We start from the raw sequence: 26298 nt of genomic DNA on the forward strand, positions 1-26298 counted from the left end.
CTTTCGGCTCCGCCCAAAATGAGCGATAAACCGTAATGATCAGCCGGTTTTGAAATATCCCGCAATTTGAATTTCTGTAACTCTTCGTAAAATTTATTCACTCCAAAATCCTGCAACATCAATACCGCAGGAATATTCAAAGAGCGAGATAATGCCCGATGTGCTGGAACCGCGCCATCAAATGTCAAGTTGAAATTTTGAGGTGTGTAACCAGAAATCTGTGTTGGGATATCAGCAACTAATGTGTTGGGCAATAACTCTCCATCGTCAAGCATTGCAGCATATAAGAGCGGTTTCAGAATACTTCCTGTACTTCTTGGCGCATCGATAATGTCCACATCTTTTTGATGGTTGCCGTCCGTAGGCGAGTTGCCTAGATAGCTCATCACTTTTCTGTTGGAAACATCAATGACCAAAATAGCCAAATTATGAACTTCGTTCTGCTTGTATTGGTTGTAATAATACTTAGCAATTTGATTGACTCTGTTTTGCAATCCAATTTCTATAGTCGTTTTTACTCGAGTTCCCCGTTGGTTCTTGGCAACTCGCTCTAATAAATGAGGCGCAATTTGTGGTAAGTTGTATGGTTTTTGTGGCAAAGGTTCATCTATCGAAAGTTCATACGTTTCATTGTCGATTATTCCTTCCTGATTTAATTTCAACAAAAGTCGGTTGCGCTTATTCAATAATTTGATTTGGTTTTTTCCGGGATAAATCAAACTAGGAGCGTTGGGCAAAACAGCCAAAGTAGCACTTTCCGCCCAAGACAATTGATGGGATTGCACGCCAAAATACCTCCAAGAAGCCATTTCGAGTCCCACCACATTCCCACCAAAAGGAGCGTGAGAAGCGTATAATTCCAAGATTTCATTTTTAGAATACCCCACCTCTAATCGGGTAGCAAGAATGAGTTCGATTATTTTCTCGAAATAAGTCCGCCCTTTTCCATTTCTGGACAAGCGAATCACTTGTTGTGTCAATGTACTTCCTCCACGAACGACTTTGCCCGCTTTCCTGTTCTGCTGAAAAGCATTTACCATCGCCACAGGATTGAATCCAAGGTGTTTGAAGAAATACTCATCTTCAAAATAGACAATACATTTCTTGAATTTATCGGGAACGCTGTCTTGAGCAGGAAATCGCCATTGCCCGTCAAGAGCAATTTTGGCGCCAAGCAATTCTCCTTCTTTGCTTTCAATCACCGTAGAATAAGGCTCCTGAAACAAAGTTCGTGGCAACGAAAAATAATAAACCACCAATAGCAAAAAGGCTATTGATGATTTAATTTTATTTCGTGTTATCCCGTTGAATATGCGTTGTAGGAACGCAATTAGTTTGTTTTTCAAGACTACTTTTTTTTAACCACAAAGGCACAAAGTTATACGCAAAGTTCACGAAGATTTTTTGGCCACAGATTGGACGGATTGCACTGATTCACACGGATTATATTCTCTATGATTAGACTATTATTATAATCCGTGTAAGATCTGCTCCATCAGTGTCATCCGTGGTCCATTTTCTCTGACATTTTATTTTACCACCTGAACCCAAAACCCTTTTGTTCTAGCCAAAAAGCTATTGTCATACATCGCTTCGCATTGTAGTCCTGGCAAATAGTACGTTCCTAAATAAGAGGCATTCAGCAATATTCTAAAAGTTTTCACCTCTCCGGCTTTCAATCCAAAATAGAAATTGGTTCTATCATCGCGAATGTCAATATAATCAGCAGAGTTATTAGTGGCATAACCATAATCGGTAAAACGGGTATTTACAATTTCAAAACCGGAAGGAAGAATTTGAGACAATGCTACATTTTCTACGCGTTCATTTTTCTGATTTTTAACCGTTACCTCGGCAACAAACTCTGTTCCCTGATTAATAATAGACACATTAATAACGCCTCCTTTTCTATTTTTGAAAACAATCGAAGCTGAAACATTACTTTGAATCGCTTTTTCTTGTCCAATTAGAAGAATTCCTGTGTTCAAAACACGGACAAACAATCTGTTCTTTTTGTTGTTTTTTAGAGTCACACTATTCGAACCCGTTTTGACAGCCAAATTGCTATCGGCGATAGTTTTCATCGTTTTAACTACCTGTTCTTTTCCGTCCTTACTAAACTGAACGTCAATTCCTTTAGGGCCATTATTCGCTGAAAATTTAGCCATAGCATACAAACAATAGGCTGTGGTTTGCGTACTCATCCATTGGTCGCTTGACATATTTTTAGCTAATTTTATTGCCATTGTAAATGCTTTTTGCTTTTGTCCTAATAACAACATTGTTTCTAAAGCCATTGCGCGATTTCTATCGGCTGAACCATAATAGTAATAATTGTAATTCGAATTATCATCAATTGTAGTTTTTAGCAACAAGTTCAAACCAGCTGATTTTTGTCCCGCCAATACATAAGCCGAAGCCAAACGCAATTTACTTTCGTTCGAAATACCTTTGGTTTCTCGCAATCTGTTCATCGACGACAAATCGGGCATTCCTGCTAAAGCCAAAGTGTATAAGCGATAAGCTTGTGCTAAATCATTTCCATATTTGGGTTCAAAACGCCATTGTTTGGCTTCTTTTTGTTGGTACGAAATCCATTTTGATTTAAAATTAATGGGTAGAAAATATCCTTTTTTCTCGGCTTCAATCATAAAATGCCCAGAGTATGATGAACACCAATCATCAGATTCTGTTCCACCTTGCCAGTAGGCCATTCCTCCATTAGATAATTGAAAACTTCCTAATTTTGCAATTCCCGCTGTTATATTTTTCTGCATTAATTGTTGACGAGTGGCATCCAAATCGACATTATCATTCAGATACAATTGTGGGAAAACCGAAGAAGTAGTTTGCTCCAGGCAACCGTGAGGATATTGAATCAAATACTGCAATCGGCCGTTTAAATTGATAGTTGGCATTGATGAAATCTCCAGTTTTGCATTGTTGCTGCCTGAAACACCAAAAGTTTTCCAAGAAATAGTTTTAGTACTATTGGGTTCTAAAATAACATCTGTGAAAGTATTCGTTACTGGATTCGGATTTGTCATATCGATTTCCACATCATAAACCGATTTGGCCGCACCCGAAGTTGCTATAATCTGTACTTTTCCAATTCCGGTAACAGAACCAACAGCCAAATTGAAATAAGCCATTTTTTCGTCAGGTTGTGCGAATGACAATTTTTGAGTGGCGCTGCCAATAACTTTTAATCCGTTATTCGTCTTAATCTGAACTGTAACGTTTTTGATATTTTTTTCCATTGCAAATACAGTAACGGGAATGGTCACTTTTTCAGATGGAGAAATTTTTCTCGGCAATGAAGCCAAGACCATCAGCGGACTGCGAACAGGTGTTGCTTTTTCGACACTTCCGTAAGCGCTCGTGGTTGCATCGCCAGCCACAATCATTGTTTTTACAGAACCAATGTACTTGGGCAATTTTACCTGATGGGTTTTAGTTTGTCCTTTTTCTAATTTAAAAGGTCCCATATAAATCACAACAGGTTTAAAACGATTCGCTTTTTTGGCTTTTCCGCCACCCAAATCCTGGTCACCTCCAATACTGAAAATCTGATTCACTTTTCCGCCATAAGCGCCAATCACATCATCGTAAATATCCCAGGTTCTTACGCCCAAAGCTTCACGAACATAAAAACTATCCCAAGCATTAGGTGCTTTGAAACGGGTTAAATCCAACAATCCTTCGTCAACAATTGCAATTGTGTAAGTCATTGCTTTTCCGGATTGTTCGCTCACTTTTACAGCAAATGATTGTTCTGGTCGCAACACGTCTGGCATCACTAATTTAGGTGTTAAAATGGTATTTTTATCAACAACTTCGATTGGCACAATTCCGTACATTCGGATAGGCAAATCGTTCTTAGTTGAAGCGTGTGGTTGCAAAAGTGTAATATTAAAATACACATTTGGTGCCATCGAAGAAGTAATCGGAATGGTCACTTTGGTTTCTCCTTTTTGGGTTTTTGCCCAAAGCGTTTGTACTACTTTAGAACCATTTTCAATAGAAATAAAAGCCCGACCACCTTCGCTTGATGGAAACGAAATCTGGGCATTTTCGCCCACAGCGTATTTCTCTTTATCAGTAGAAAAAACCAACATATTGGCTGTGGAAGCATCGGTATTTTTGGTTTTTCCAGACCACATTGGCCAATCGATATTTACCGTTAATGCAGTTGCGTGTCCGCCAACCTGATCCGAAACCCGAATCATATAACGTCCCCATTCTTCATCTGTCAATGCAAATCGAACATTTCCTTTTCCACTAGCATCAGTATTTATGGTAAATGTTTTATACGAAGTCGTCGCATTGTCCGCATTATAATTCGACAAATTATCGCTAGAAGCATCCCACCACCAGCGCCATTCTACTTTATAGATTTTAATTTCTAGGTTTTTAACCGACTTTGGTCTGCCGTTTTCGTCCAACGTAACAATATCAAATTGATTGACTTTTCGGGTTTCCAACATTCCGTATTTATTGGGTTCAGGCGATTTTATTCCCACATAAGTATTGTAAGGAGAATAGGTGGTTGCCATAACATCGGTGCTAAAATCGCCGCCTTCTTCATAGACTTTGGTGATAAATGCGGCTTTCAACATTCCAGGTGCTTGTCCTTGTATTTTTGGATTTATATCAACATTGGCTTTTCCATTGGAATCTAATTTTCCAGAGAAAATATTGATTTCTTCGGTGCTAAACTTACGAACCAAATCATCAAAAGTATACTTTTCATAATTTTTGAAAGTAGTTGTTTGTTGCGAAAATTTGGCCTGCATTTCGACATTCAAATTTTTGGCAACAGCTCCGTGAAGCCAAGTTACTTCCAGATTACTCGTGTTTGGATAAGACGATGAAAGTACCGCTCTTTTGAAAGTGTTTTTGATTTTTAAACGATTGGGTTTAATTGTTTCGATTTTGATGCTTTTGTAAAACTTCGCACCACCAACGCTGACCATTGCTTCCCAATTTCCTGTTGGCGCATCACTTTCTGTTGGAACAGTAAAAGCATAATGATTCCACTCATTCGATTTTTGAATTGTTTGATAAGTCACTTTTCCATTCGGGTCGCTCAATCTGAATTTTATGGGATGACCCAATGGGATCTTATTCGCAGCATCATTTAAAATAAAAGACAAGTACAAATTATCGCCCGGACGCCAAACACCACGTTCTCCATAGATAAAACCTTTGAGTCCTTTTTGCAAAGTTTCTCCCGATACGTTAAAGTTACTGACAGATAGCGAATTTCCATCATCAAGACGTACATAAGTACTTTGATTTCCAGAAGTGACAATAGCAAAATAGGCAAAAGTGTTCAACTGAAAAGCAGCAATTCCATCGCTGTTGGTTGCTTCAGTAGCTAATTTTTGTTGTTGAAAACTGTACAGCTCCACTCTTGCATTTGTAATTGGTTCGGTAGTAATAATGTTATTAACAGCAAATAAATACGATTTATTTTCGCCTCTTTTGGCAATTACCCCCACATCCGAAGCCAAGATATTTGTTCCAATCTTGGCATTGTAATAATACGAACTCGAGCACGGATCTTGACTTTGTCTCCATTCATAATCGTCATAATAGTAGTCATCATAAGAGTTTTCACTATAATTCACATCATTTTCATCAACTTCTTCTTCCTCATTTCCGCTTTCTTCCGCCTCTGAATTTTCACATTTATATAAGGAATAGGCTTTCTTATAAGAGAACTCCACTCTGTAAATTGCCCCGGGTTCTGGCGTTATAATTTTGGACAAATCCAACGCAAACGTGTTCCATTTGCTGGTATTGACTAACTTATTTTCATTCAGATAAAGCGTTGATTTCGCAACGGGCTGTCCCACTCTTTTCAAGTTTTGGGTGCCGTTCAGTTCATTATCCTGAAGAAATTGAAGAATATTGTTTTTGTAAATTTTATACACTTTTACATCAACAGCACTTAAATTTACGGCTTCAAAATTGAGTTTTAAATTGCTTGAACTTGGCAGAATTGTTCCGTTTTTGATGAAACGAACGTTGGGTTTTATTTCATCAAACGAAATTTTTTCTGAGTAATTCTGATTTAATTTTTTACCATATTCGCTTTCTATTCCTTGAAAAACTTCTAATAATAAATCTCCTATCAGCTTTTGTGAAAAAACAACGGCTTCGGGTTCAACAACAGCAACAGCTTCTTCTACCGAAGCACTATCAACTGCCACAGCCGAAGAGTCAGAAGCAACGGCGATTCCAACTGATTCTGCAGCAACTTCAACTGGTTTTTCATCAGCTTTGTCAGTATTAAAATAAACCTTCAAGACATTTCCTTGAGTTGAAAATTTTAGATTACTGGTGTTTTGAATCGCAACCAATCCTGTAAAATCCTGTCCTTTTTCTAATGGTTCAGAAAAATTAATGGATAATGTTTGATTGTTCCCTTCCTGCATTTCGGTTTTAATAACTTTGAACTCATTCAAAGCTGTAATTGGAAAATCAATCGTGCCTTTTTGATCGATATCATAATCGGTTCCATCGTATGCAATTTCAAGATTACTCTTTGAATCCAATCGCTGAATACTGTCAATTCTAAATTTAAACTCTTTGCCGACTGCATTCGATTTTTCGAAAATTAGGTGTAAATCATTTCCGTTATGCTGCGCTTCTACCAATTTTTTAGCGGTTTCAAAATCGATATTGTCTGCGGTTTTCAGCACACAATTCAAATATTGGTATTCCTTGCTATAAGATTGAACATCGAGTGTATTGACAATAAAATCTTGTTTGATAGTTTTTACCGTAAAATTGAATTTAGAAAGTGTTTTGTCCTTTTCGGCTACCTTTGAGTTCAGTTTATCCAAATGCAAAGTCACTTGATATTCCGTACCCGATTTTAGCTTTTTTTCGGGAATAAAAGCAATGGTATTGCTGGAAAGCGCAACCACTTTTCCGTTGACACTTGGAGAAATATCAAACAAATCATTGTCCAAAACCTGATTGATTTTCCAATTTGAATCGAAAGCCAAAACCACACGAATGTCGGATTGTGCTGAGACAATTCCGCCCGTAAAACTGACAATATACTCTTTGAATAATGAAAAATCGGAATTAAAATCGGCGGCTGACTTTTTACCACAAGATTGAAACAATACCAACAAACACAACAGATGACTTACTAACTTTGACTTCATTATTATTGAGTTAAATGATTATAAAATAAAATTATAGCACGATTTTTAAATAAAAATTACAACTTTAAAGTACTGATTATATTGTAGTAAATGTAACAGATTATTTCTAATATTCTAGAAATTATATTTGTCAGCCGCAGCTCGACTAATTGCTTATACCTATACAATATTAGCAAATTTGTCTTTTTTTTAAAAAAAACGATCAATTCACCCTTAGTAATCCATTTCAGGCTTTCAGAAGAACGCAATTTGCTTTCAGAAGTAAGAATGTTGTTGTCAGAAGTAAGAAAAAGAGTTTCAGAAGTAAGAATCAAGCCATCCGAAGATTAGTTCAGGCTTTCAGAAGACCATTTGCGACTGTCCGAAGACCGTTTGCAGCTGTCCGAAGACCGTTTGCGGGCATTTTTTTAGCTTCGGAGCACCTCTAGCGTTCTTTTTTAATCGTTTTTTGGATTTCAATACGCAAATGATACTTTTCTAAAAGTCATTATCATTTTATGTAATAAACACAATACATCTTGCAGTTCAAACTTTCTTGCTGATAATTGTCTTTAGAAAGTTTAAAAAATAAACATCAATCAGCGCAAGATATATTTAATTGGAAGCGGTTTATTTTCCTTTTTCAGCAAAAAACAGTTTCATTAATTCCGAAGTTTTATTCACCAAAATAATCCGAACCAGCTTAGTTTTTAGACGTAATTGTAATACCATTTCCTCGAACCAACGGTCTTCATCAAAAGGAATTTCGTCCTTTCAAAAGCCACTTAAACTTTGTGACCCTTTCTTTATAAAATTCTCTTGCGAAAATAAAAAAATTTTCAAACTCCAAAACTAAAATAAGAAATCCCAAACTCCTAAAAACAGGAATTTGGGATTTCAAATATTGGAATTTATTGAAATTTACATTTCAAATGCTTTTTTAGGATTTCCTCCACAAAGCAACTCTACTGGATTTTCTAATGCTTCTTTCACGGCAACCAAGAAACCAACAGACTCGCGACCATCGATAATTCTATGGTCATAAGAAAGTGCAACATACATCATGGGATGAATTTCCACTTTGCCATTTACAGCAATTGGACGTTCGATAATGTTGTGCATTCCCAAGATTCCAGATTGCGGTGGGTTGATGATAGGTGTTGATAACATAGAACCAAATACACCACCATTTGTTATAGTAAATGTTCCGCCGGTCATATCGTCAACAGTGATTTGTCCGTCGCGTGCTTTGAGAGCCAATCTTTTTATATCCGCTTCTATGCCTCGGAAAGTTAAGTTTTCAGCATTTCGAACAACAGGAACCATCAATCCTTTTGGACCTGAAACTGCAATTGAAATATCACAAAAATCATAAGCAATTTTATAATCGCCATCCATCATGGAGTTTACGTCTGGATACAATTGCAAAGCTCTAGTAACTGCTTTGGTGAAAAATGACATATATCCTAAACCAAGTCCGCCGTGTTTCGCTTTGAACGCATCTTTAAATTCGTTACGCAACGTATTGATAGGTGTCATGTTTACTTCGTTAAAAGTAGTCAACATAGCGGTATCGTTTTTGGCAGCCACTAATCTTTCGGCCACTTTACGACGCAACATCGATAATTTGCTGCGTTCTGAACCACGATTTCCACCCGTTGGAGTTCCCATAGATGGAACGGCATTTATAGCATCATCTTTGGTAATTCTTCCGTCTTTTCCTGTTCCAACAATGTCAGAAGGCTGAATGTTTTTTTCGTCTAATATTTTTCTTGCTGCTGGTGATGGAGTTCCTGAAGCGTATGAAGTTGGTGCAACCGGAGCAGCAACTTTTACTTCTTCTTTCTTCACTTCAACTACTTTTGCTTCTTCTTTTTTAACTTCGGCAACAGGTGCAGAAGCAGATGGTTTTGCAGCATCGGTATCAATGTGACACACAATTGCTCCAACAGCTACTGTGTCTCCTTCTTCTGCTTTTAGAGAGATGATTCCGCTAGCTTCGGCTGGCAATTCAAGTGTTGCTTTGTCAGAATCAACCTCAGCAATAGCTTGATCTTTTTCTACGTAATCTCCATCTTTTACTAACCAAGTAGCAATTTCAACTTCTTTTATCGATTCCCCTGGTGATGGGACTTTCATTTCTAAAATCATCTTATTTATATTAAATTATGAATCTTATATCTTTTTATCTGAATATTATATTTTAACGAACAAAATCTTTTTCGAAAACCATTTTTATCGCTTTGGCGTGACGGTTTTTAGATCGTGTATAACTTCCTGATGCCGATGCAGAGGAAACTCTTAACGAAGCCAATCTCCAATTCACTTGATTGAAATTCATTAGCATATAACCGTACGCTCCCATATTTTTAGGTTCTTCTTGTGCCCAAACATAATCGTCAACATTTGGATATTTTGCGATAATTTCCTTTAATTGATCAGCAGGCAACGGAAATAATTGTTCGATTCTGACAACAGCCACATCTTGTCGCCCTCTAATTTCTCGTTCGGCAGTAATGTCATAATAGAATTTTCCGGTACAGAAAACTAGGGTTTTTACATCTGCTTTGTTTACTAATTCATCATCGATAGTTTCTTGAAAAGAACCGTTTTCTAATTCTTCAATACTCGAAACAACTCTTGGATCACGAAGCAAACTTTTTGGTGTAAATACGATAAGGGGTTTGCGGAATTTCGCTTTCATTTGTCTTCTCAACAAGTGAAAAAAGTTGGCTGGCGTTGTACAATCGGCAACATACATATTTTGTCTGGCGCAAAGTTGTAAAAAGCGTTCCATTCGACCTGAGGAATGTTCAGCACCTTGCCCTTCGTAACCGTGTGGCAATAATAAAACTATTCCGTTTTGATTGTTCCATTTGTCTTCTCCACAAGAAATATATTGGTCAATCATAATTTGTGCACCGTTTGAGAAATCACCAAATTGGGCTTCCCAAATCGTTAGTACGTTTGGATTTGTCAAAGCATATCCATAATCAAAACCTAAAACTCCATATTCAGATAAAAGCGAGTTGAAAGCGTTGAACTTTCCTTTTTTTCCTTCCAAACTGTTAATTAAAACTACTTCTTCCTCTGAATCTTCAACCTTTAAAACAGCGTGACGATGAGAAAAAGTACCACGTTCTACATCTTGACCCGATATACGAACGTCAAAACCTTCTCTTAATAACGATCCATAAGCTAAATGTTCGGCCATTGCCCAATCTAGTTTATTGGTTTCGAAAAACATTGTTTTTCTATCGTTGATTAATTTCTGAACTTTACTGATGAATTTTTTATCGTTTGGCAAATTACAAATGGCATTGGCAACTGCAGTAAGTCCATCTTTTGGATAAGAAGTGTCAATTTTAGTTAACATTTGTGAAATTCCTGCTGGTTCAAAGCCTTTCCATTCATTTTGCAAAAACGGAGTAATTATTGTAAGTTCTTTTTTACGGGATTCTTCTAAACTGACTTCCAAACCATCTTTATATTCTTTCTCTAGTTCTTTTACATACGTGTCGTCAATTACTCCTTCTGCTAGTAACTTTTCGGCATAAATATCTCTTGGGTTTTTATGCTTTGCAATTATTTTATATAAAATGGGCTGCGTAAATCGAGGTTCGTCACCTTCGTTATGACCATATTTTCTGTATCCCAGCAAATCAATAAAAACGTCACGGCCAAAATGCATTCTAAAATCTAGAGCAAATGACATAGCGTGTACAACTGCTTCGGCATCATCGGCATTGACGTGCAATACCGGTGAAAGCGTTACTTTGGCAACATCTGTGCAGTAAGTTGAAGAACGAGCGTCAAGATAATTGGTAGTAAAACCTACTTGATTGTTGATAACAACGTGAATTGTTCCTCCTGTTTTGTAACCATCCAATTGTGACATTTGAATGATTTCATATAAAATTCCTTGTCCAGCAATCGCAGCATCACCGTGAACGGCAATTGGCAATACTTTTGAAAAATCGTTTGGGAAATATTTGTCTTGCTGAGCTCTAGTTATACCTTCGATTACAGCTCCAACGGTTTCTAAATGTGATGGATTTGGCGCAAGATTAATGGTTATGGTTTTTCCTGAACTGGTTCTTTTTTCGGCACTTAGTCCTAAATGGTATTTAACATCTCCATCAAAATATTCCTGATCATTATAATCTTTTCCGTCAAATTCGCTAAAAATATCTTGGGTAGATTTGCCAAAAATATTAGCCAAAACATTCAAACGACCACGGTGAGCCATTCCCATTACAAAATGTTCAACTCCTTTTTCAGCCGCTTGTTCAATCAAAGCATCGAGCGCAGGAATGATAGATTCACCTCCTTCGAGCGAAAATCTTTTTTGTCCAACATATTTTGTATGTAAGAAATTTTCAAAAGCAACTGCTTGGTTTAGCTTGCGCATAATTGCTTTTTTCCTTTCAATCGAAAAATTAGGCTGGTTGTCGTTATATCCAATTTTACTTTGAATCCATTTTATATCAGTTGGATTACGAATATACATATATTCAACACCAATCGATTGGCAGTAAATTTTGTCTAAATGCCCTAAGATTTCAGCCAAACTACAAGGCTCAATTTTGATAATTCTTGCAGCATCAAAAACCAAAGGCAAATCAGCCTTGGAAAGTCCAAAATTTTCTAAATCTAATGTTGGTGAATAGGTTCTTCTTTTGTGAACTGGATTTGTTCTAGTAAACAAATGCCCACGACTTCTATACGCATCAATTAATTTGATTACGTTGAATTCCTTCAAAAGTTTATCAGTTCCAGCAGTATTGTCTGCGGGAGATGATGGTTTTATTTCTGGTTGCGTAGCTGAATTTTCGGCATTGTAAGTTGCCATTCCAAAGTCAAAGCCCTGAAAAAAACCTCTCCAACTTGGTTCTACGCTATCTGGATTTTCTAAATATTGATCGTATAATTGGGCAAAAAATTCGGTGTGAGCCGCGTTTAAGAATGAAAACTTGTCCATGATTATATAAAATATGCTTTTTGTTAAAATAGTTTCGCAAAAGTACAATAAATCAATACATAATAATATATTTTTTTACGTACTTTTACGTAATAATTTGTTAAATTAATCATCAAATAATGAAAAAAAATCATCATTTATTGCTTTTTAGACCATTTTTAGTTTTACTATTTCTAATCGTTTTTAATATAATTTCAGCACAAGACCCAATATATAGTCCTAAACAAACTAGCAATTTCTGGAAAAATATACAGTTTGGTGGTGGAATTGGATTGAATTTTTCTTCCGGTTACACCGATGTTTTTCTGGCACCAAGCGCTATTTACAATTTCAATCCAATCGTTGCTTTAGGAGCAGGATTGAATTTTAATTATGTAGCTTCGTCTAATTATTATTCTTCCTTAGTATATGGAATAAGCACCACTATATTGGTAAATCCTATCCCAGAAATTCAATTATCTGTTGGACTCAATCAGAACAGAGTCAATTATAAAGAAAAAGGTTTCTCTAATTATTCTGAGGAATATTGGGATACTGGTTTAATTCTTGGTGCTGGTTACAGAACGGGAAATGTAACCATTGGTTTGGGCTACAATGTGCTGCAAAATAACGGTTACGACACAGAGCCTTTTGTGCCGTTTGTTCGGGCTTATTTTTAATTTTTTTTCTAGTAAACGCTAATTTGGTAAATGAAATTTGAACAAAGTTTAGCAAATTTTATTCCTGAACCACACTTTTTGCCACTCTCTTTTCAATATCAAAAAAGCAACATTTTCGGCTAGAACTACTAAATCTGAACCATCCAGTTTTTTTATTTGGTCTTCGGATACGTCAATAATGTAAAGTAAATTCAAATATTCAGCAAATTTATATTGAATCATTCGGTAGATTTTTTCATGCAATTGAATTTTTAATTCCTCGGGCGAAATACTCTTTGGAAAATCAATTCCTTCATTGGCCAAATTAAAATCCTTATTGATTTGCTCAATTAATTTAAGGTACAAAGTTTCCTTTGCAGCTTCTTCGAGCAATTGATTGACATTTAATGGCGCAATAAAATTCATTTTATGTTTTTTAAAAAATGGTTTGGCAAACTAATATCACAGTGGAATCTTCTTTTTGCCTGAAGCAAAATTATAAGCAACACCCGAAAAACTTCCCCAAGTGAAATACCATATCATTTCTGTTAACGGAATATTGCCATAAACTGTGATTCCATATTTAGTATTAGCCAAAAGCCAGCACTTATCCCAGAAATCTAAAAAAATCATATTGAATAAAATATGATAAACCACAAACATCATTATTAGAACTATACTTCCCGACAAAAAAGCCTCTTTTATCAAATCGGGTCTTTTGGTTAACATAAATAAAGCAAGTGATATAAAAATAATAGAACTCACAAAAATGGAATTAAAGCCCAAGAAAATATTAAATAAAAACAATGAGGCAATACTAATTAAGAACATAATTCCAAATGTTTTCTTGTTATTGATGACAAAATCTTCATCTTTTTTCTGGAAGAAAATATCGTATACGGCGACTGAAATTCCCGCAATTGTGGAACCAAAAATAAAGTCTTCAGGAGAAATTACTTTTCTTCCGAGAATAGAGTAGGGATGCCAATAATCTTGAAAGTACCAATATTCAGATATAACACCTATCAAGCCTCCGTATAAACTCACCTTAATTAATTTTCTCCTTAAGTCTTTCCTTAAAACATAAAATAAAATCCAAATAAGGAAAAGGAAAACGCCCAGAGATAAATAGCCATATTTATAATCCATATTTTATACTTTGTTTTTGTTGCTACTAAAAAATTTGCATAAACTATTTGTTTCTACCCATTAAATTTTCTCCAAAATCTTTTAACATTGCTTTTTTATCTATCGAAATATCAAGTTTTTCAAGTTTTTCAAACGCTTTTAAAGTAAATTCCTGAATGGCTTTTTGTGTGGCAGCAGAAGCTCCTGTGGAATTGAAAATTTCCTTCACAGCATTTATTTTACTTTCGTTATCTTCCAATCGAACTGAAAACAATTGTGTTAATAATTCTTTTTCATCCGTTTTCGAAAATTCGATTGCTTTCAGGTATAAATACGTTTTTTTATTTTCGATAATGTCTCCTCCTACCTGCTTGCCAAAGGTTTTTGGATCCCCGAAAGCATCTAAATAATCATCTTGCAACTGAAATGCTAATCCTAAATTAAGCCCAAAATCATAAATTAATTTAGAGTTTTCCTTAGATGTTTGGGCAATAATGGCACCCATTTTCATTGCCGCAGCCACAAGAACGGCGGTTTTATACTCAATCATTTTTAAATATTCGGTAATCGTAACATCGTTCCGGGTTTCAAAATCCACATCGTACTGTTGGCCTTCGCAAACTTCAAGAGCGGTTTTACTGAATAATTTAGCCAGTTTCCGAAACGTTTTAGGTTGGTAATTTTCGAAATATTGGTATGCCAAAATCAACATGGCATCACCAGAAAGAATTCCTGTATTGATATTCCACTTTTCGTGAACCGTAACCTGGCCTCTTCTCAAAGGTGCGTCGTCCATAATATCATCGTGAATGAGCGAAAAATTATGAAAAACCTCAACTGCCATTGCTGCTGGCAAAGCCAATTTATAATCGACATCAAAAATATCGGCTGTCATTAATGTCAATATGGGTCGCAACCGTTTACCACCTAATTGCAAAATATAATCTACGGGTTGATAAAGATTTCTGGGTTCTTTATTGAAGTTCTGACTTTCTAAATGAAGTAAAAATTGTTCTTGGTATTCGTTGATGGGAAGCATTTAAATTGAATTTTAAAAGCCAAATTTAAAGTAACTTACCTAAAGTAAAAAACCTCAAGCTCTAAATTAATGATAAATTTATTAAAAATACTTTGGAAACTATTTTGGTATTCAAAGTTTCCTATGTATATTTGCCCCAGAATTTAAAACCAATAAATTCTTATTACATTAAAAAACTAACGAGCTATGGCAACGAAATGGACTATTGATTCTGATCAATCTGATGTTTTAATCAAAATGAAAGATTCTACAATTACTTATTTGGGTGGTGAAAGCAATCATTTCGATGGCTATGTTTCTCTAGAAGAAGATCAAATTGAGGATGCAGCCCTAGAATTTTTTTTAGACAGCAATACTTTTACCTCTCAGAAAAGTATGACATCATTACAAATAAAAAATAATACTGTATCAAAAAAGAAACCTTTAATCCGTTTCAAATCAACATCATTTCAAAAATTTAAGAATAATATCAATTTCTTAAAAGGCTATTTGACTATAAAAGATGTTACTAAAATGGTCGAGCTTGACGCTGAATTCATCGGAATCAACAATTATAATGGATCTAAAACAGCGGCTTTTGAAATTAAAGGAGACATAAACAGAAACGATTTTGGATTGGATAAAGATTTCAATAATTCGAAAGAGAAATTTGGTTTTGGAAAAAATCTGAAACTAGTTGCCAATCTAGAGTTTTCTATCTAAAAAATTAAATTATTGATTCACAAACGTTAAATTAAAGTAATCATTTTGGAAACGCTAATTATATTAAAAGTTTCCTATTTATTTTTGAATAAAGAAAAAGCCTGATGCATTTCAGCAATTACAATGAAAGAAAAAATTATAGCTAAAGCCACCGACCTATTTATGAAACTAGGTTTCAAAAGTGTCACAATGGACGATATTGCTGGAGAAATGTGTATTTCTAAAAAAACTATTTACAAATATTTTTGCAACAAAGAAATTCTAATAGCGGAATCAACAACAATGGTTCACAAAGCAATCCATCAAAGTATTGACACTATTGTGGCCAAAAATCACAATGCCATTGAAGAAAATTTTGAAATTAGAAAAATGTTCAAAGAAATGTTTAAAGCAGGTGATCACTCTCCTGTTTATCAATTAAAAAAACACTATCCAGAAATTTACGACTTGGTTATGTCGAGAGAAATAACCGAATGCAATTTTGTGTTTAAACAAAATATTGACAAAGGAATTCAACAAGGTCTATATCGAAAAGACATTGTAGTTGACATCTATGTTAATTTTTATTACACCTTGATTTTTAGCATTAATGGCAATGTCAGCTCCGAAAAAGAAGCTAGTGCACTGGAATTGCAAGCATTAGAATACCACACCAGAGCAATGGCGACAGCCGAAGGAATTACAGAACTAGAAAAACAAATACATAACTATCATCAATAATGAAAAAACTATTTTTAATACCATTCATCGTTTTTGCGTTCACGGCAAAAGCGCAAGACAACAAGAAAAGTTTCAATTTCAGCCTCGAAGAAGCGATTAGTCACGCATTAATCAATAATTATTCGGTTATAAACGCTGGCAGAGACATCGAAGCTTCCAAAGAAAAAAAATGGGAAACCACAGCAGCGGGTTTACCACAAATTAATGCTGGTTTAGATTATACGAATAATTTTGTTTTACAAAAATCCGTAGTACCAGCAGAATTTTTTGGCGGACAACCCGGAGAATTTGCTACTGTAGCTTTTGGAACCAAACATAGTATGTTTACGCGCGCTACTTTAAGCCAATTGATTTTTGATGGTTCGTATATCATTGCGTTACAAGCTTCGAAAACCTATTTGAAATTTTACGAAAATGCCAAGCAAAAAACGGATGTTGAAATTAAAGAAGCCGTTATTAATGAGTACGGCAATGTTTTATTAGCTCAAGAAAGCATTATAATTCTCGAAAAAAATAAAGCCACTTTAGAAAAAACTTTGTCAGATACCAAAGCAACTTTCAAAAATGGATTGATTGAAGAAGAAAGCGTAGAACAATTGCAAATAACGCTTACCTCGATAAATAGCCTTTTGAACTACAACAAAAGATTGATTGAAGTCGCCTACAAAATGTTAAAAATCACTTTAGGAATTGACATCAATGACGATTTAAAACTTACCGATACATTAGATAATTTAACAGTTTCAAATTTAGATTTGGCATTAGCCAAAAATGAATTTGCGGTTGCAGAAAATGTCAATTATCAAATGGCTTTGAATTTTCAGGAGCAAAGAGAATTAGAGTTGAAATTGCAAAAAAGTAAAGCTTTGCCATCCTTAGCAGCCAATGTCAATTTTGGTTATACTGCTTTCAACAATCAATTTCAGTTTTTTACACAAAATAAAAATTGGCTCAATTATTCTAATGTTGGCGTAAGCTTAAATGTGCCAATTTTCAGTAGTTTAGCTAGAAGTTCTCGAACTCAACAAGCCAAAATAGCTTTGGATCAAGCCAAAACACAATTATCGGAAGCTGAACAAAAATTGAAATTACAATTTGCGGCTGCTAAAAGTGATTATGAATTCAGTGTTGAAGAATATACCACAGCAAAATCGAATTTGAGCCTTGCCGAAAGAATAGAAAGAAAGCAACAAATAAAATTTACTGAAGGTTTGTCTTCTAGTTTTGATTACAACGATGCGCAAAGACAATTGTACACCGGACAACAAAATTATCTTAAATCAATGGTGGATGTTATCAACAAAAAAGCAGCTTTAGAAAAAATAATTAATAAAAAATAGAACAAAGAAAAAAGAACGAAGAAAATAGACAATAAACTCAATACCTTATAAATATGAAAAAAATAATCCTCATTACTGTAATTTCAATTTCATTGTTTTCTTGCGGAAAGAAAGAAGACAGTGCTACTATTGATACTTTAATTTCATCAAAAAATGTTACAGCACTTCAAGCCAAAAAAGCATTAATTCAGGCTGATTTAACAAAAATTGACGAAGCATTAGCAACATTAGATGTCAAAAAAGAAGAAGCTTTGGTTTCAGTTCAAACGGTGAAAGACACTGTTTTTAATCATTATCTTGAAATTCAGGGAAGTGTTGAAACTAAAGAAAATATATTGGTTCAACCAGAATATCAAGGAACTTTAGTTTCATTGAATGTAAAAGCGGGACAAAGGGTTTCGAAAGGGCAAATTTTAGGACGAATCGACGATGCTGGATTAAGTCAGCAAGTGGCGAGCTTAGAAAACCAATATGCTTTGGCAAAAACGACTTTTGAACGACAAAAAAATCTTTGGGATCAAAAAATTGGCTCTGAAATTCAATATTTACAAGCACAAACTCAAATGATTTCGGCTCAGAGGGGCGTTGCTCAAATCAAAGCTCAATTATCAAAAACCCTTATAAAGGCTCCGTTTACAGGAACTATCGACGAAGTTTTTGTTGAAAAAGGACAAGTTGTTGCGCCAAGCCCACAAGGATTAATGCGAATCGTAAATTTATCGAATATGTATGTTTCGACTTCAGTTCCTGAAACTTACATTGGCAAACTAAAAGTGGGCACTGAAGTAGAGGTTTTATTGTCGTCACTGGGAAAAACATACAAAGGAAAAGTACGTCAAATAGGTAATTTTGTGAATCCTAGTAATAGAAGTTTTGGTATTGAAGTGAGTGTTCCAAATCCGGAAAACTTGTTGCGACCAAACCAAGTGGCCAATCTTAAGATAACAGATTATGTGAGCAAAAACGCTGTGGTTGTCCCTACTAATGTTGTTCAAGAAGACGGTACCAAAAACAAATTTGTATTCGTAGTAACCAATTCAAACGGAAAAACAGGAACGGCCAAAAAAGTAATTGTAAAGCAAGGACAGTCTTCTGGAAATCTTACGGAAATTTTAAGCGGATTAACTGCGGAAGATATAATTGTTACCGAAGGAGCAAATGCTGTTTCAGAAGGAATGAAACTTAATTTCTAAAAGGGTTAAGAGTTTAAAGGTTTAAGAGTTTAAAATTGTTTAATGACATCCCAGTTAAACATATAAACAACTTCAAACCATTTTAAACAACTTTAAACCATTTTCAAACACCATTAAACAAAACAAAATATGGAACATAAAAAATTCGCCATCTCCAATTGGGCGGTTGACAATCGAGTTACCGTTTATATCATAACGGCTTTAATCGTGATTACAGGAGTATACGCCTACATCACAATGCCACGTGAGGATTTTCCAGAAATCATCGAAAACAAAGTGTATATTTCGTCCGTTTTTCCAGGAAATTCAGCCGAAGATGTAGAAAAATTGGTAATCAAACCATTAGAAAAAGAAATCAAAAATATTAGCGGTGTCAACAAAGTAACTTCGAGCTCGTTTCAAGATTACGGAATGATTATCGCTGAGTTTGACGATGATATTTCGATTGATGCCGCCAAAGTAAAAATCAAAGATAAAGTTGATAATGCCAAAGCACAAACCGATTGGCCGAATCTAGACAACGGAAGCAAAGTAGAACCCAATGTTTTCGAATTGAACATTTCAGAAGAAGTGCCAATTCTAAACATCAATCTACAAGGAAATTATACCACGCAACAACTTAAAAAATACGGAGAATTAATTCAAGACGATCTTGAAGAAATCTCCGAAGTGAAGAAAGTAGACATCCTTGGTGTAGACGATAAAGAAGTTGAAATTGCAGTTGACATTTTCAAAATGACTGCGGCTCAAGTCACTTTCGACGAAATTCAGAATGCGGTAAAATATGAAAATATGACGCTTTCTGGCGGAAATTTAGTTTCACAAGGTTCTAGAAATAACATCCGCATTGTGGGCGAAATTAAAGACCCGAAAGAGCTTGAAAACATCATTGTAAAATCATACGGAGGAACGGTATATCTAAAAGACATTGCAGTTGTCAGTTTCAAAGAGAAAGAAAAAACGACTTACGCTCGCGAAAAAGGTCACGAAGTGGTGATGCTTAGCGTAAAAAAACGTTCGGGTCAAAATATGATTTCGGCTATTGAACAGGTGAAAGAACGAATAGAAAAAGCACAAGCTTCCTATTTGCCCAAAAACCTAAAAATAGAAATGACAAACGACCAATCTTCTCGTGTTGAACATCAGGTAGATGAATTGTCGAATCACATTATTTTCGGGATTATTCTGGTAATGATTGTGCTAATGTTCACGATGGGATTGCGAAATTCCTTGTTCGTTGGAGCCGCGATTCCGTTATCGATGATGATTGCTTTTGCCATACTTTCCGCTTTGGGATTAACCTTGAACACGATGGTATTGTTTGGATTAGTAATGGGATTAGGAATGTTGGTCGATGACGGAATTGTGGTTGTGGATAACGTTTTTGCCAATATGAAAAAAGGAATGGATCGGGTTACGGCTTCAAAAGTGGGTATTGGCGAAATCGCTTGGCCCGTAATTTCATCTACAGCTACCACCTTGATGGCGTTCTTGCCTTTTGCTTTGTGGCCAGGCACTATGGGTAAATTTATGAAATATTTCCCAATGACTTTGACTGTGACACTTACTGCTTCTTTATTTGTGGCAATGGTGGTCAATGCAGCAATGACGGGAGGTTCGATGGATACTGAAGATAGAAATATTTCTAAAAAGAACCTGAAATTCTATACTATTCTATTTTTAGCATTCGGAATATTCTTGGCTTTTATTGGGTCGAAGTATGCTTATGACAGTAAATTCTTGAGAGGAATTGGACATTTATTATTGATTGCGACTGGTTTAATGTGGTTGTATTTCCTTAAATTGTACCAATGGACACAAGACTTTCAACACAGTTTTTTCCCGCGAATGGAAGAAAAATACAAAGTGTTTTTAGCAAAAATTCTAACCGCAAAGAATTCTTGGATTGCCTTAGTGTCAATCATTGGAATGTTATTTTTCTCTTTTGTATTGCTGGGCGTTTTTCCGAGAAAAGTATTGTTTTTTCCAGACAATATTCCAAATCAGGTTATTGCGTATATTGAATATCCACAAGGAACTACGATAGAAAAAACCAATAAAGCGACTTTATTTGTCGAAAATCAAATCATTGGAATTTTACAAAAATATGTAGATCCAAAAACCGATAAAAACTTCTTGGCAGAAAGTATCGTTTCCCAAGTGGGAATTGGTGCAGGAAATCCAAATGTAGATGCGGGTTCCGCTTCGGAAACTCCATTCAAAGGAAAAGTAACAGTAAGTTTTTCTGAATTCAAATTCCGTGAAGAGGTGAAAACTGAAGTCGTTTTAGAAGAAATTCGTTCAAAAGTGAAAGCCATTGCAGGTGCAACAATTACGGTCGAAAAAGATGCCAATGGTCCGCCAGCAGGGTATCCTATTAGTATCGAATTAAAAGGAGAAGATTATGATTTGATGTTGAAAGAAGCCGATAAAATGATTGCTTTTGTCAACTCGAAAAATATTAAAGGGATCGAAAAATTGAGCATAGACATCAATAGAGACAGTCCTGAACTGGAAGTAAAAGTAGACAGAGTAAATGCTGGAAGTATGGGTGTTTCTACAGGACAATTGGGTTTTGCCCTACGTCGTTCGGTTTATGGTCAAGAAATTTCGACTTATAAAGAAGGCGATGACGATTACAATATCGTAATGCGTATGCAAGACGACCAACGCAAGAACGAAAATATTCTTTTCAATCAATCGTTGACGTTTAGAAATCAAAATAACGGTCAAATCGTACAAATTCCAATTTCGGCTATTTCACAAACCGAAAAAACAATGACGTATAACCAGATCAAAAGAAAGAATAACAAGCGAATAATGACTATTTATTCGAATGTCTTAACTGGTTTTAATGGGGATGAAATTACCAAACAAATCCAAACCGAATTAAAAAATTATGAGTTGGCAAAAGAAGTGAGCTATTCCTTTTCTGGAGTACAAGAAGAACAAGGCAAAAACCAAAGTTTCTTGATGTATGCGCTCTTCTTGGCACTGGCAGGAATCACGCTCATTATCGTTTTGCAATTTAATTCGGTATCGAAAACAATGGTAATTTTATTTACAGTTATCTTGAGTTTCAGCGGTGTTTTCTATGGTTATGTTATTGCAGGAATGGATTTCGTTATCTTAATGACGATGATGGGAATCATCTCCCTCGCAGGTATTGTTGTTAAAAACGGTATCGTATTGATGGACTTCTTTGTTTTGTTATTAGACAAAAAAGTAAATGAAAAGAAACTTAAAAGCCACGACGATTTAACCTTAGAAGAAATAAAAGAAGTGATTATCGAATCTGGAAAATCGCGTTTGCGTCCGGTATTATTGACCGCTTTAACAGCTGTTTTAGGATTGATTCCGTTGGCAATTGGATTGAACTTTGACTTCTTTACCTTAGTTACTGATTTTAATCCACACTTTTTTATGGGTGGAGACAACGTAGTTTTCTGGGGACCACTAGCTTGGACAATTATTTTCGGATTGACGTATGCCACGGTCTTGACTTTGGTGATGGTTCCGGTGATGTTCTATTTAGTGAAAAGAACCAAATACTGGTTGCGTGATAGAAGATTGGCTCGAGCCACAAAATAATATTTTTTTAAGCTTTATTAAAACCACCTGAAATATTTTTTGGGTGGTTTTTTTGATTTTTGTCAGTAAGCAAAACTTTCAAAAAATAAATTATTATTACCATCAAAAAAAAATCTTCCGAAACATTTTTTCCTTACAAATAAATAATTTCTGGTAAATCAACTTCTTACATCAAAATTTGTATTTTTTGATTTTTTTAGTAATCTTTGAGAACTTTTGTGAATAATTCGATAACAAATTTATTTTGAATCACAAACGTAAAAAAGCATTCATTGTGACCTTAAAATAGATTTATAAAATGAATAAAAAAGTTTTTGTAAGCGGCTGTTATGATATGTTGCATAGCGGACACGTTGCCTTCTTCGAAGAAGCAGCACAACAAGGTGATTTATATGTTGGTATTGGATCGGATAAAACAATCAACGAACTAAAGGCGAGAAAAACCATTAATTCTGATGCGGAACGTTTGTATATGGTCAATTCTTTAAAAGTGGTAAAAGAGGCTTGGATAAACCGCGGTAGCGGATTGCTGGATTTTTTAGAAGAACTTCACACTTTAAACCCCGATATTTTCTTTGTCAACGCAGATGGTCATACACCTCAAAAAGAAGCGTTGTGCAAAGAAATGAATATTAAATACATCGTAAGTAGACGAATCCCTCACGGCAATTTGCCTGCACGTTCCACAACGGCACTGCGTCAAGAATGTAGAATTCCCTATCGTATTGATATTGCTGGTGGTTGGCTCGATCAGCCCTACGTTAGTAAATATGCAAGTGGTTCGGTAATTACTATTTGTGTAGAACCTGATTATGAATTTAATGACCGTAGCGGAATGTCAACCAGCAGCCGAAAAAAAGCCATCGAGCTTTGGCACAACGATATTCCTGAAGGAGATAAAGAAAAATTAGCAAAAACTCTATTTTGTTTTGAAAATCCTCCGGGAACTAAATATGTGAGCGGTTCTCAAGATTCTCTTGGGATTACTATGCCGGGTTTAAACAAATATTTATACGAAGGCACCTATTGGCCAACAGATATACAAACCATTATGGTTTCTGATTTACTGGAATGGATTGAAGCGCGCATTTGGATGATTCCACTTTACCCTCGTGAAATGGATTATGATGTTTTGGCAAATACACATATAGACGAAAAAGGAGCGCGCTGGTTAAGCGAAGCTACCGATTCCTGTTGGAAAGCACTGCAACAACAAGACGCAGCAGCAGTAGGAAATGCAATGACCCAAAGTTTCGAAGCCCAAATCGCTATGTTTCCTGATATGGTGACGCCAGATATTTTAGCTCAAATTGATCATTACAAAAAAGATGTTTTTGGATGGAAAGTAAGCGGCGCAGGCGGAGGCGGTTATTTAATATTCTTTAGCGAAAAACCAATCAAAAATGCAATTCAAATAAGAATTCGAAGATAATTTTGCAATTGCACAATACTTTACTACTATAAAAATCAAAATCGGCTGTTAAAAAAATTTGTGACAGCCGATTTTTTTATAGACGTTACTGTATTGATTTAATACACAGAAAGAGATATTTATTTTCTAAAATACTGCTCAGATTTCTGTAAAGTTGAACGTCTTTCAATACAGTAAATTTAAAAATTTAATTTGAATTAAAAAAATATTTGGCTTCAATTTTTAGAACTACTGTAAAAATTCAAGGAATATTTTAAAACAAAAAACGAAGGTTGCCTTTATCAATCTTTCAAATTTCATAATCCATATATTCATAATTAGTCTTAAATTTGCACTCTAAAATTAATCTAATGTATAGAAGTCATAATTGTGGGGAACTTAACTCTTCGCACATCAATACCGAAGTTACGCTTGCCGGTTGGGTTCAAAAATCACGTGATAAAGGATTTATGAATTGGGTTGATTTACGCGACCGTTACGGAGTTACCCAATTGATTTTCGACGAAAGTCGCTCTAAAAAAGAAGTTTTTGAACTAGCAAAAACCTTAGGTCGCGAATTTGTAATTCAAGCTAAAGGAAGTGTTATTGAGCGTGAAGCCAAAAACGCCAATATGGCAACTGGTGACATTGAAATCCTAGTTACAGAACTCAAAATATTGAATTCATCAATAACGCCACCTTTTACCATCGAAGACGAAACCGATGGTGGCGAAGATATTCGAATGAAATACCGTTACTTGGATATTCGTCGTAATCCAGTAAAAAATAATTTACTTTTTCGTCATAAGGTCGCGATGGAAGTTAGAAAATACCTTTCGGATTTAGATTTTTGTGAAGTAGAAACTCCTTATTTAATCAAATCAACTCCAGAAGGCGCTAGGGATTTTGTTGTTCCGTCTCGAATGAACGAAGGACAATTTTATGCTTTGCCACAATCGCCACAAACTTTCAAACAATTATTGATGGTAGGCGGAATGGACAAATATTTCCAAATCGTAAAATGTTTCCGTGATGAGGATTTACGTGCCGACCGTCAGCCTGAGTTTACTCAAATCGATTGCGAAATGGCATTTGTAGAACAAGAAGATATTTTAAATGTTTTCGAAGGGCTAACACGTCATTTGTTGAAAGAAATCAAAGGAATCGAAGTTGAAAAATTTCCAAGAATTACGTACGATTATGCGATGAAAACCTATGGTAATGACAAACCAGACATTCGATTTGGGATGGAATTTTGCCCCCTAACCCCGGAAGGGGGAACTTTCGAACCGAAGGGGTTTCCTGTTTTTGACGATTCAGAAATAGTGATAGCCATAAATGTCGAGAATTGCGCACAATATACCCGTAAACAATTAGATGAGTTAACTGACTGGGTAAAACGTCCACAAATTGGGGCAAAAGGTTTAATTTATGTACGATATAATGCGGATGGAACGCTAAAATCGTCTGTCGATAAATTTTTTAATGAAGAAGTTTTAAAAACTTGGGCTGAAAAGTGCAACTCAAAACCAGGAGATTTGATACTTATTCTTTCAGGAGAAACTGACAAAACAAGAACGCAACTTTCTGCTTTGCGAATGGAATTAGCAAACCGTTTGGGATTAAGAAATCCAGCGGAATTTGCACCGCTATGGGTTGTTGACTTTCCATTATTAGAATTTGAAGAAGAAACCGGTCGTTATCACGCAATGCATCACCCATTTACTTCACCAAAACCCGAAGACATGCACTTATTGGAAACCAATCCGAAAGCAGTTCGTGCCAATGCCTATGATATGGTGTTGAACGGAAACGAAATTGGTGGTGGATCGATTCGTATTCACGATAAAACTACTCAACAATTGATGTTTAAATATTTGGGGTTCACACCTGAACAAGCCGAAGATCAATTTGGTTTCTTGATGAATGCTTTTCAATATGGTGCTCCACCACACGGAGGCTTGGCTTTTGGATTGGATAGATTAGTTTCGATTCTTGGTGGGCAAGAAACCATTCGTGATTTTATCGCTTTCCCAAAAAATAATTCCGGAAGAGATGTGATGATTGATGCTCCATCAGTAATCGATGAATTACAATTAAACGAATTGCATATTAAAGTAGATTTATAGCCGTTTATCGATTAAATTTGTTAGAAATAGCTGAATATCAAATATTTTAATAAAATCTTTACAATAATATATTTTCGTATTAGATTAAATATTACATTTGCCACATTATAAATTATTATTATTATTACAATGCGTACAGGTACAGTTAAATTTTTCAATGAATCTAAAGGTTACGGATTCATTACAGACGAAGAAACAGGAAAAGACATTTTTGTTCATGCATCAGGAATCAACGCGGAAGAACTTCGTGAAGGTGACAGAGT

16 protein-coding genes are annotated in these 26298 nt (G+C 35.4%); 9 read left to right on the plus strand and 7 right to left on the minus strand.

Annotated elements, in window-relative coordinates; genetic code table 11:
- The 4 genes from RMO83_RS06470 to RMO83_RS06485 form a co-directional block, all read right to left on the minus strand.
- On the minus strand, window positions 1-1346 hold a 1346-nt coding region (locus RMO83_RS06470), incomplete at its 3' end, for a transglycosylase domain-containing protein (RefSeq protein ID WP_310558858.1).
- Between the two features lie 183 nt (window positions 1347-1529).
- Window positions 1530-7184, minus strand: coding sequence for an MG2 domain-containing protein (locus RMO83_RS06475; protein ID WP_310558859.1), 5655 nt, complete (start codon window positions 7182-7184; stop codon window positions 1530-1532).
- A gap of 900 nt (window positions 7185-8084) precedes the next feature.
- The gene (gene odhB / locus RMO83_RS06480) at window positions 8085-9314 is read right to left on the minus strand and encodes a 2-oxoglutarate dehydrogenase complex dihydrolipoyllysine-residue succinyltransferase (RefSeq protein ID WP_310558860.1); all 1230 of its coding nucleotides are present in this window, start codon (window positions 9312-9314) and stop codon (window positions 8085-8087) included.
- 52 nt (window positions 9315-9366) lie between these two features.
- Window positions 9367-12144, minus strand: coding sequence for a 2-oxoglutarate dehydrogenase E1 component (locus RMO83_RS06485; RefSeq protein ID WP_310558861.1), 2778 nt, complete (start codon window positions 12142-12144; stop codon window positions 9367-9369).
- A 119-nt stretch (window positions 12145-12263) separates the two neighbouring features.
- Between RMO83_RS06485 and RMO83_RS06490 the strand changes: the two genes are divergently transcribed.
- Complete coding sequence (locus RMO83_RS06490) at window positions 12264-12803, plus strand: hypothetical protein (protein WP_310558862.1); 540 nt, start codon at window positions 12264-12266, stop codon at window positions 12801-12803.
- Between the two features lie 48 nt (window positions 12804-12851).
- Here RMO83_RS06490 and RMO83_RS06495 read toward each other — a convergent pair whose 3' ends face one another.
- From RMO83_RS06495 to RMO83_RS06505, 3 genes are read right to left on the minus strand one after another with little or no spacing between them, the layout of a single operon-like run.
- Window positions 12852-13208, minus strand: coding sequence for a hypothetical protein (locus RMO83_RS06495; protein ID WP_310558863.1), 357 nt, complete (start codon window positions 13206-13208; stop codon window positions 12852-12854).
- A gap of 36 nt (window positions 13209-13244) precedes the next feature.
- Window positions 13245-13931 (minus strand): lycopene cyclase domain-containing protein, encoded by a 687-nt coding sequence (locus RMO83_RS06500; RefSeq protein WP_310558864.1) that lies wholly within the window; start codon window positions 13929-13931, stop codon window positions 13245-13247.
- Between the two features lie 43 nt (window positions 13932-13974).
- A complete protein-coding gene (locus RMO83_RS06505; RefSeq protein WP_310558865.1) occupies window positions 13975-14949 on the minus strand; it encodes a polyprenyl synthetase family protein in 975 nt (324 codons plus the stop codon).
- A gap of 186 nt (window positions 14950-15135) precedes the next feature.
- On the opposite strand from RMO83_RS06505, the gene RMO83_RS06510 reads away from it, so the two are divergent.
- The 8 genes from RMO83_RS06510 to RMO83_RS06545 all read left to right on the plus strand — a co-directional run.
- Complete coding sequence (locus RMO83_RS06510) at window positions 15136-15651, plus strand: YceI family protein (protein ID WP_310558866.1); 516 nt, start codon at window positions 15136-15138, stop codon at window positions 15649-15651.
- 123 nt (window positions 15652-15774) lie between these two features.
- Entirely contained in the window at window positions 15775-16371 is a 597-nt protein-coding gene (locus tag RMO83_RS06515; protein ID WP_310558867.1) for a TetR/AcrR family transcriptional regulator, read from the plus strand.
- On the plus strand, window positions 16371-17711 hold the full coding sequence (locus RMO83_RS06520) for a TolC family protein (protein ID WP_310558868.1): 1341 nt from the start codon (window positions 16371-16373) through the stop codon (window positions 17709-17711). The genes RMO83_RS06515 and RMO83_RS06520 overlap by 1 nt, the downstream gene beginning before the upstream one ends.
- Before the next feature lie 53 nt (window positions 17712-17764).
- Complete coding sequence (locus tag RMO83_RS06525) at window positions 17765-18904, plus strand: efflux RND transporter periplasmic adaptor subunit (RefSeq protein WP_310558869.1); 1140 nt, start codon at window positions 17765-17767, stop codon at window positions 18902-18904.
- A 129-nt stretch (window positions 18905-19033) separates the two neighbouring features.
- Complete coding sequence (locus RMO83_RS06530; protein WP_310558870.1) at window positions 19034-22495, plus strand: efflux RND transporter permease subunit; 3462 nt, start codon at window positions 19034-19036, stop codon at window positions 22493-22495.
- 298 nt (window positions 22496-22793) lie between these two features.
- A complete protein-coding gene (locus RMO83_RS06535; RefSeq protein WP_310558871.1) occupies window positions 22794-23927 on the plus strand; it encodes an adenylyltransferase/cytidyltransferase family protein in 1134 nt (377 codons plus the stop codon).
- A 350-nt stretch (window positions 23928-24277) separates the two neighbouring features.
- On the plus strand, window positions 24278-26035 hold the full coding sequence (gene aspS, locus RMO83_RS06540) for an aspartate--tRNA ligase (protein WP_310558872.1): 1758 nt from the start codon (window positions 24278-24280) through the stop codon (window positions 26033-26035).
- A gap of 129 nt (window positions 26036-26164) precedes the next feature.
- Window positions 26165-26298: cold shock domain-containing protein (locus tag RMO83_RS06545; protein ID WP_310558873.1), on the plus strand; the 134-nt coding region annotated here is incomplete at its 3' end.

The organism is Flavobacterium sp. (genome assembly GCF_031423415.1).
Taxonomy (GTDB): domain Bacteria; phylum Bacteroidota; class Bacteroidia; order Flavobacteriales; family Flavobacteriaceae; genus Flavobacterium.

Bases quoted from the DNA above. Each gene is read 5' to 3' on its own strand.
- RMO83_RS06475 (WP_310558859.1), bottom strand. From the start codon at position 7,184: ATGAAGTCAAAGTTAGTAAGTCATCTGTTGTGTTTGTTGGTATTGTTT.
- odhB (WP_310558860.1), bottom strand. From the start codon at position 9,314: ATGATTTTAGAAATGAAAGTCCCATCACCAGGGGAATCGATAAAAGAA.
- RMO83_RS06485 (WP_310558861.1), bottom strand. From the start codon at position 12,144: ATGGACAAGTTTTCATTCTTAAACGCGGCTCACACCGAATTTTTTGCC.
- RMO83_RS06490 (WP_310558862.1), top strand. From the start codon at position 12,264: ATGAAAAAAAATCATCATTTATTGCTTTTTAGACCATTTTTAGTTTTA.
- RMO83_RS06495 (WP_310558863.1), bottom strand. From the start codon at position 13,208: ATGAATTTTATTGCGCCATTAAATGTCAATCAATTGCTCGAAGAAGCT.
- RMO83_RS06500 (WP_310558864.1), bottom strand. From the start codon at position 13,931: ATGGATTATAAATATGGCTATTTATCTCTGGGCGTTTTCCTTTTCCTT.
- RMO83_RS06505 (WP_310558865.1), bottom strand. From the start codon at position 14,949: ATGCTTCCCATCAACGAATACCAAGAACAATTTTTACTTCATTTAGAA.
- RMO83_RS06510 (WP_310558866.1), top strand. From the start codon at position 15,136: ATGGCAACGAAATGGACTATTGATTCTGATCAATCTGATGTTTTAATC.
- RMO83_RS06515 (WP_310558867.1), top strand. From the start codon at position 15,775: ATGAAAGAAAAAATTATAGCTAAAGCCACCGACCTATTTATGAAACTA.
- RMO83_RS06520 (WP_310558868.1), top strand. From the start codon at position 16,371: ATGAAAAAACTATTTTTAATACCATTCATCGTTTTTGCGTTCACGGCA.
- RMO83_RS06525 (WP_310558869.1), top strand. From the start codon at position 17,765: ATGAAAAAAATAATCCTCATTACTGTAATTTCAATTTCATTGTTTTCT.
- RMO83_RS06530 (WP_310558870.1), top strand. From the start codon at position 19,034: ATGGAACATAAAAAATTCGCCATCTCCAATTGGGCGGTTGACAATCGA.
- RMO83_RS06535 (WP_310558871.1), top strand. From the start codon at position 22,794: ATGAATAAAAAAGTTTTTGTAAGCGGCTGTTATGATATGTTGCATAGC.
- aspS (WP_310558872.1), top strand. From the start codon at position 24,278: ATGTATAGAAGTCATAATTGTGGGGAACTTAACTCTTCGCACATCAAT.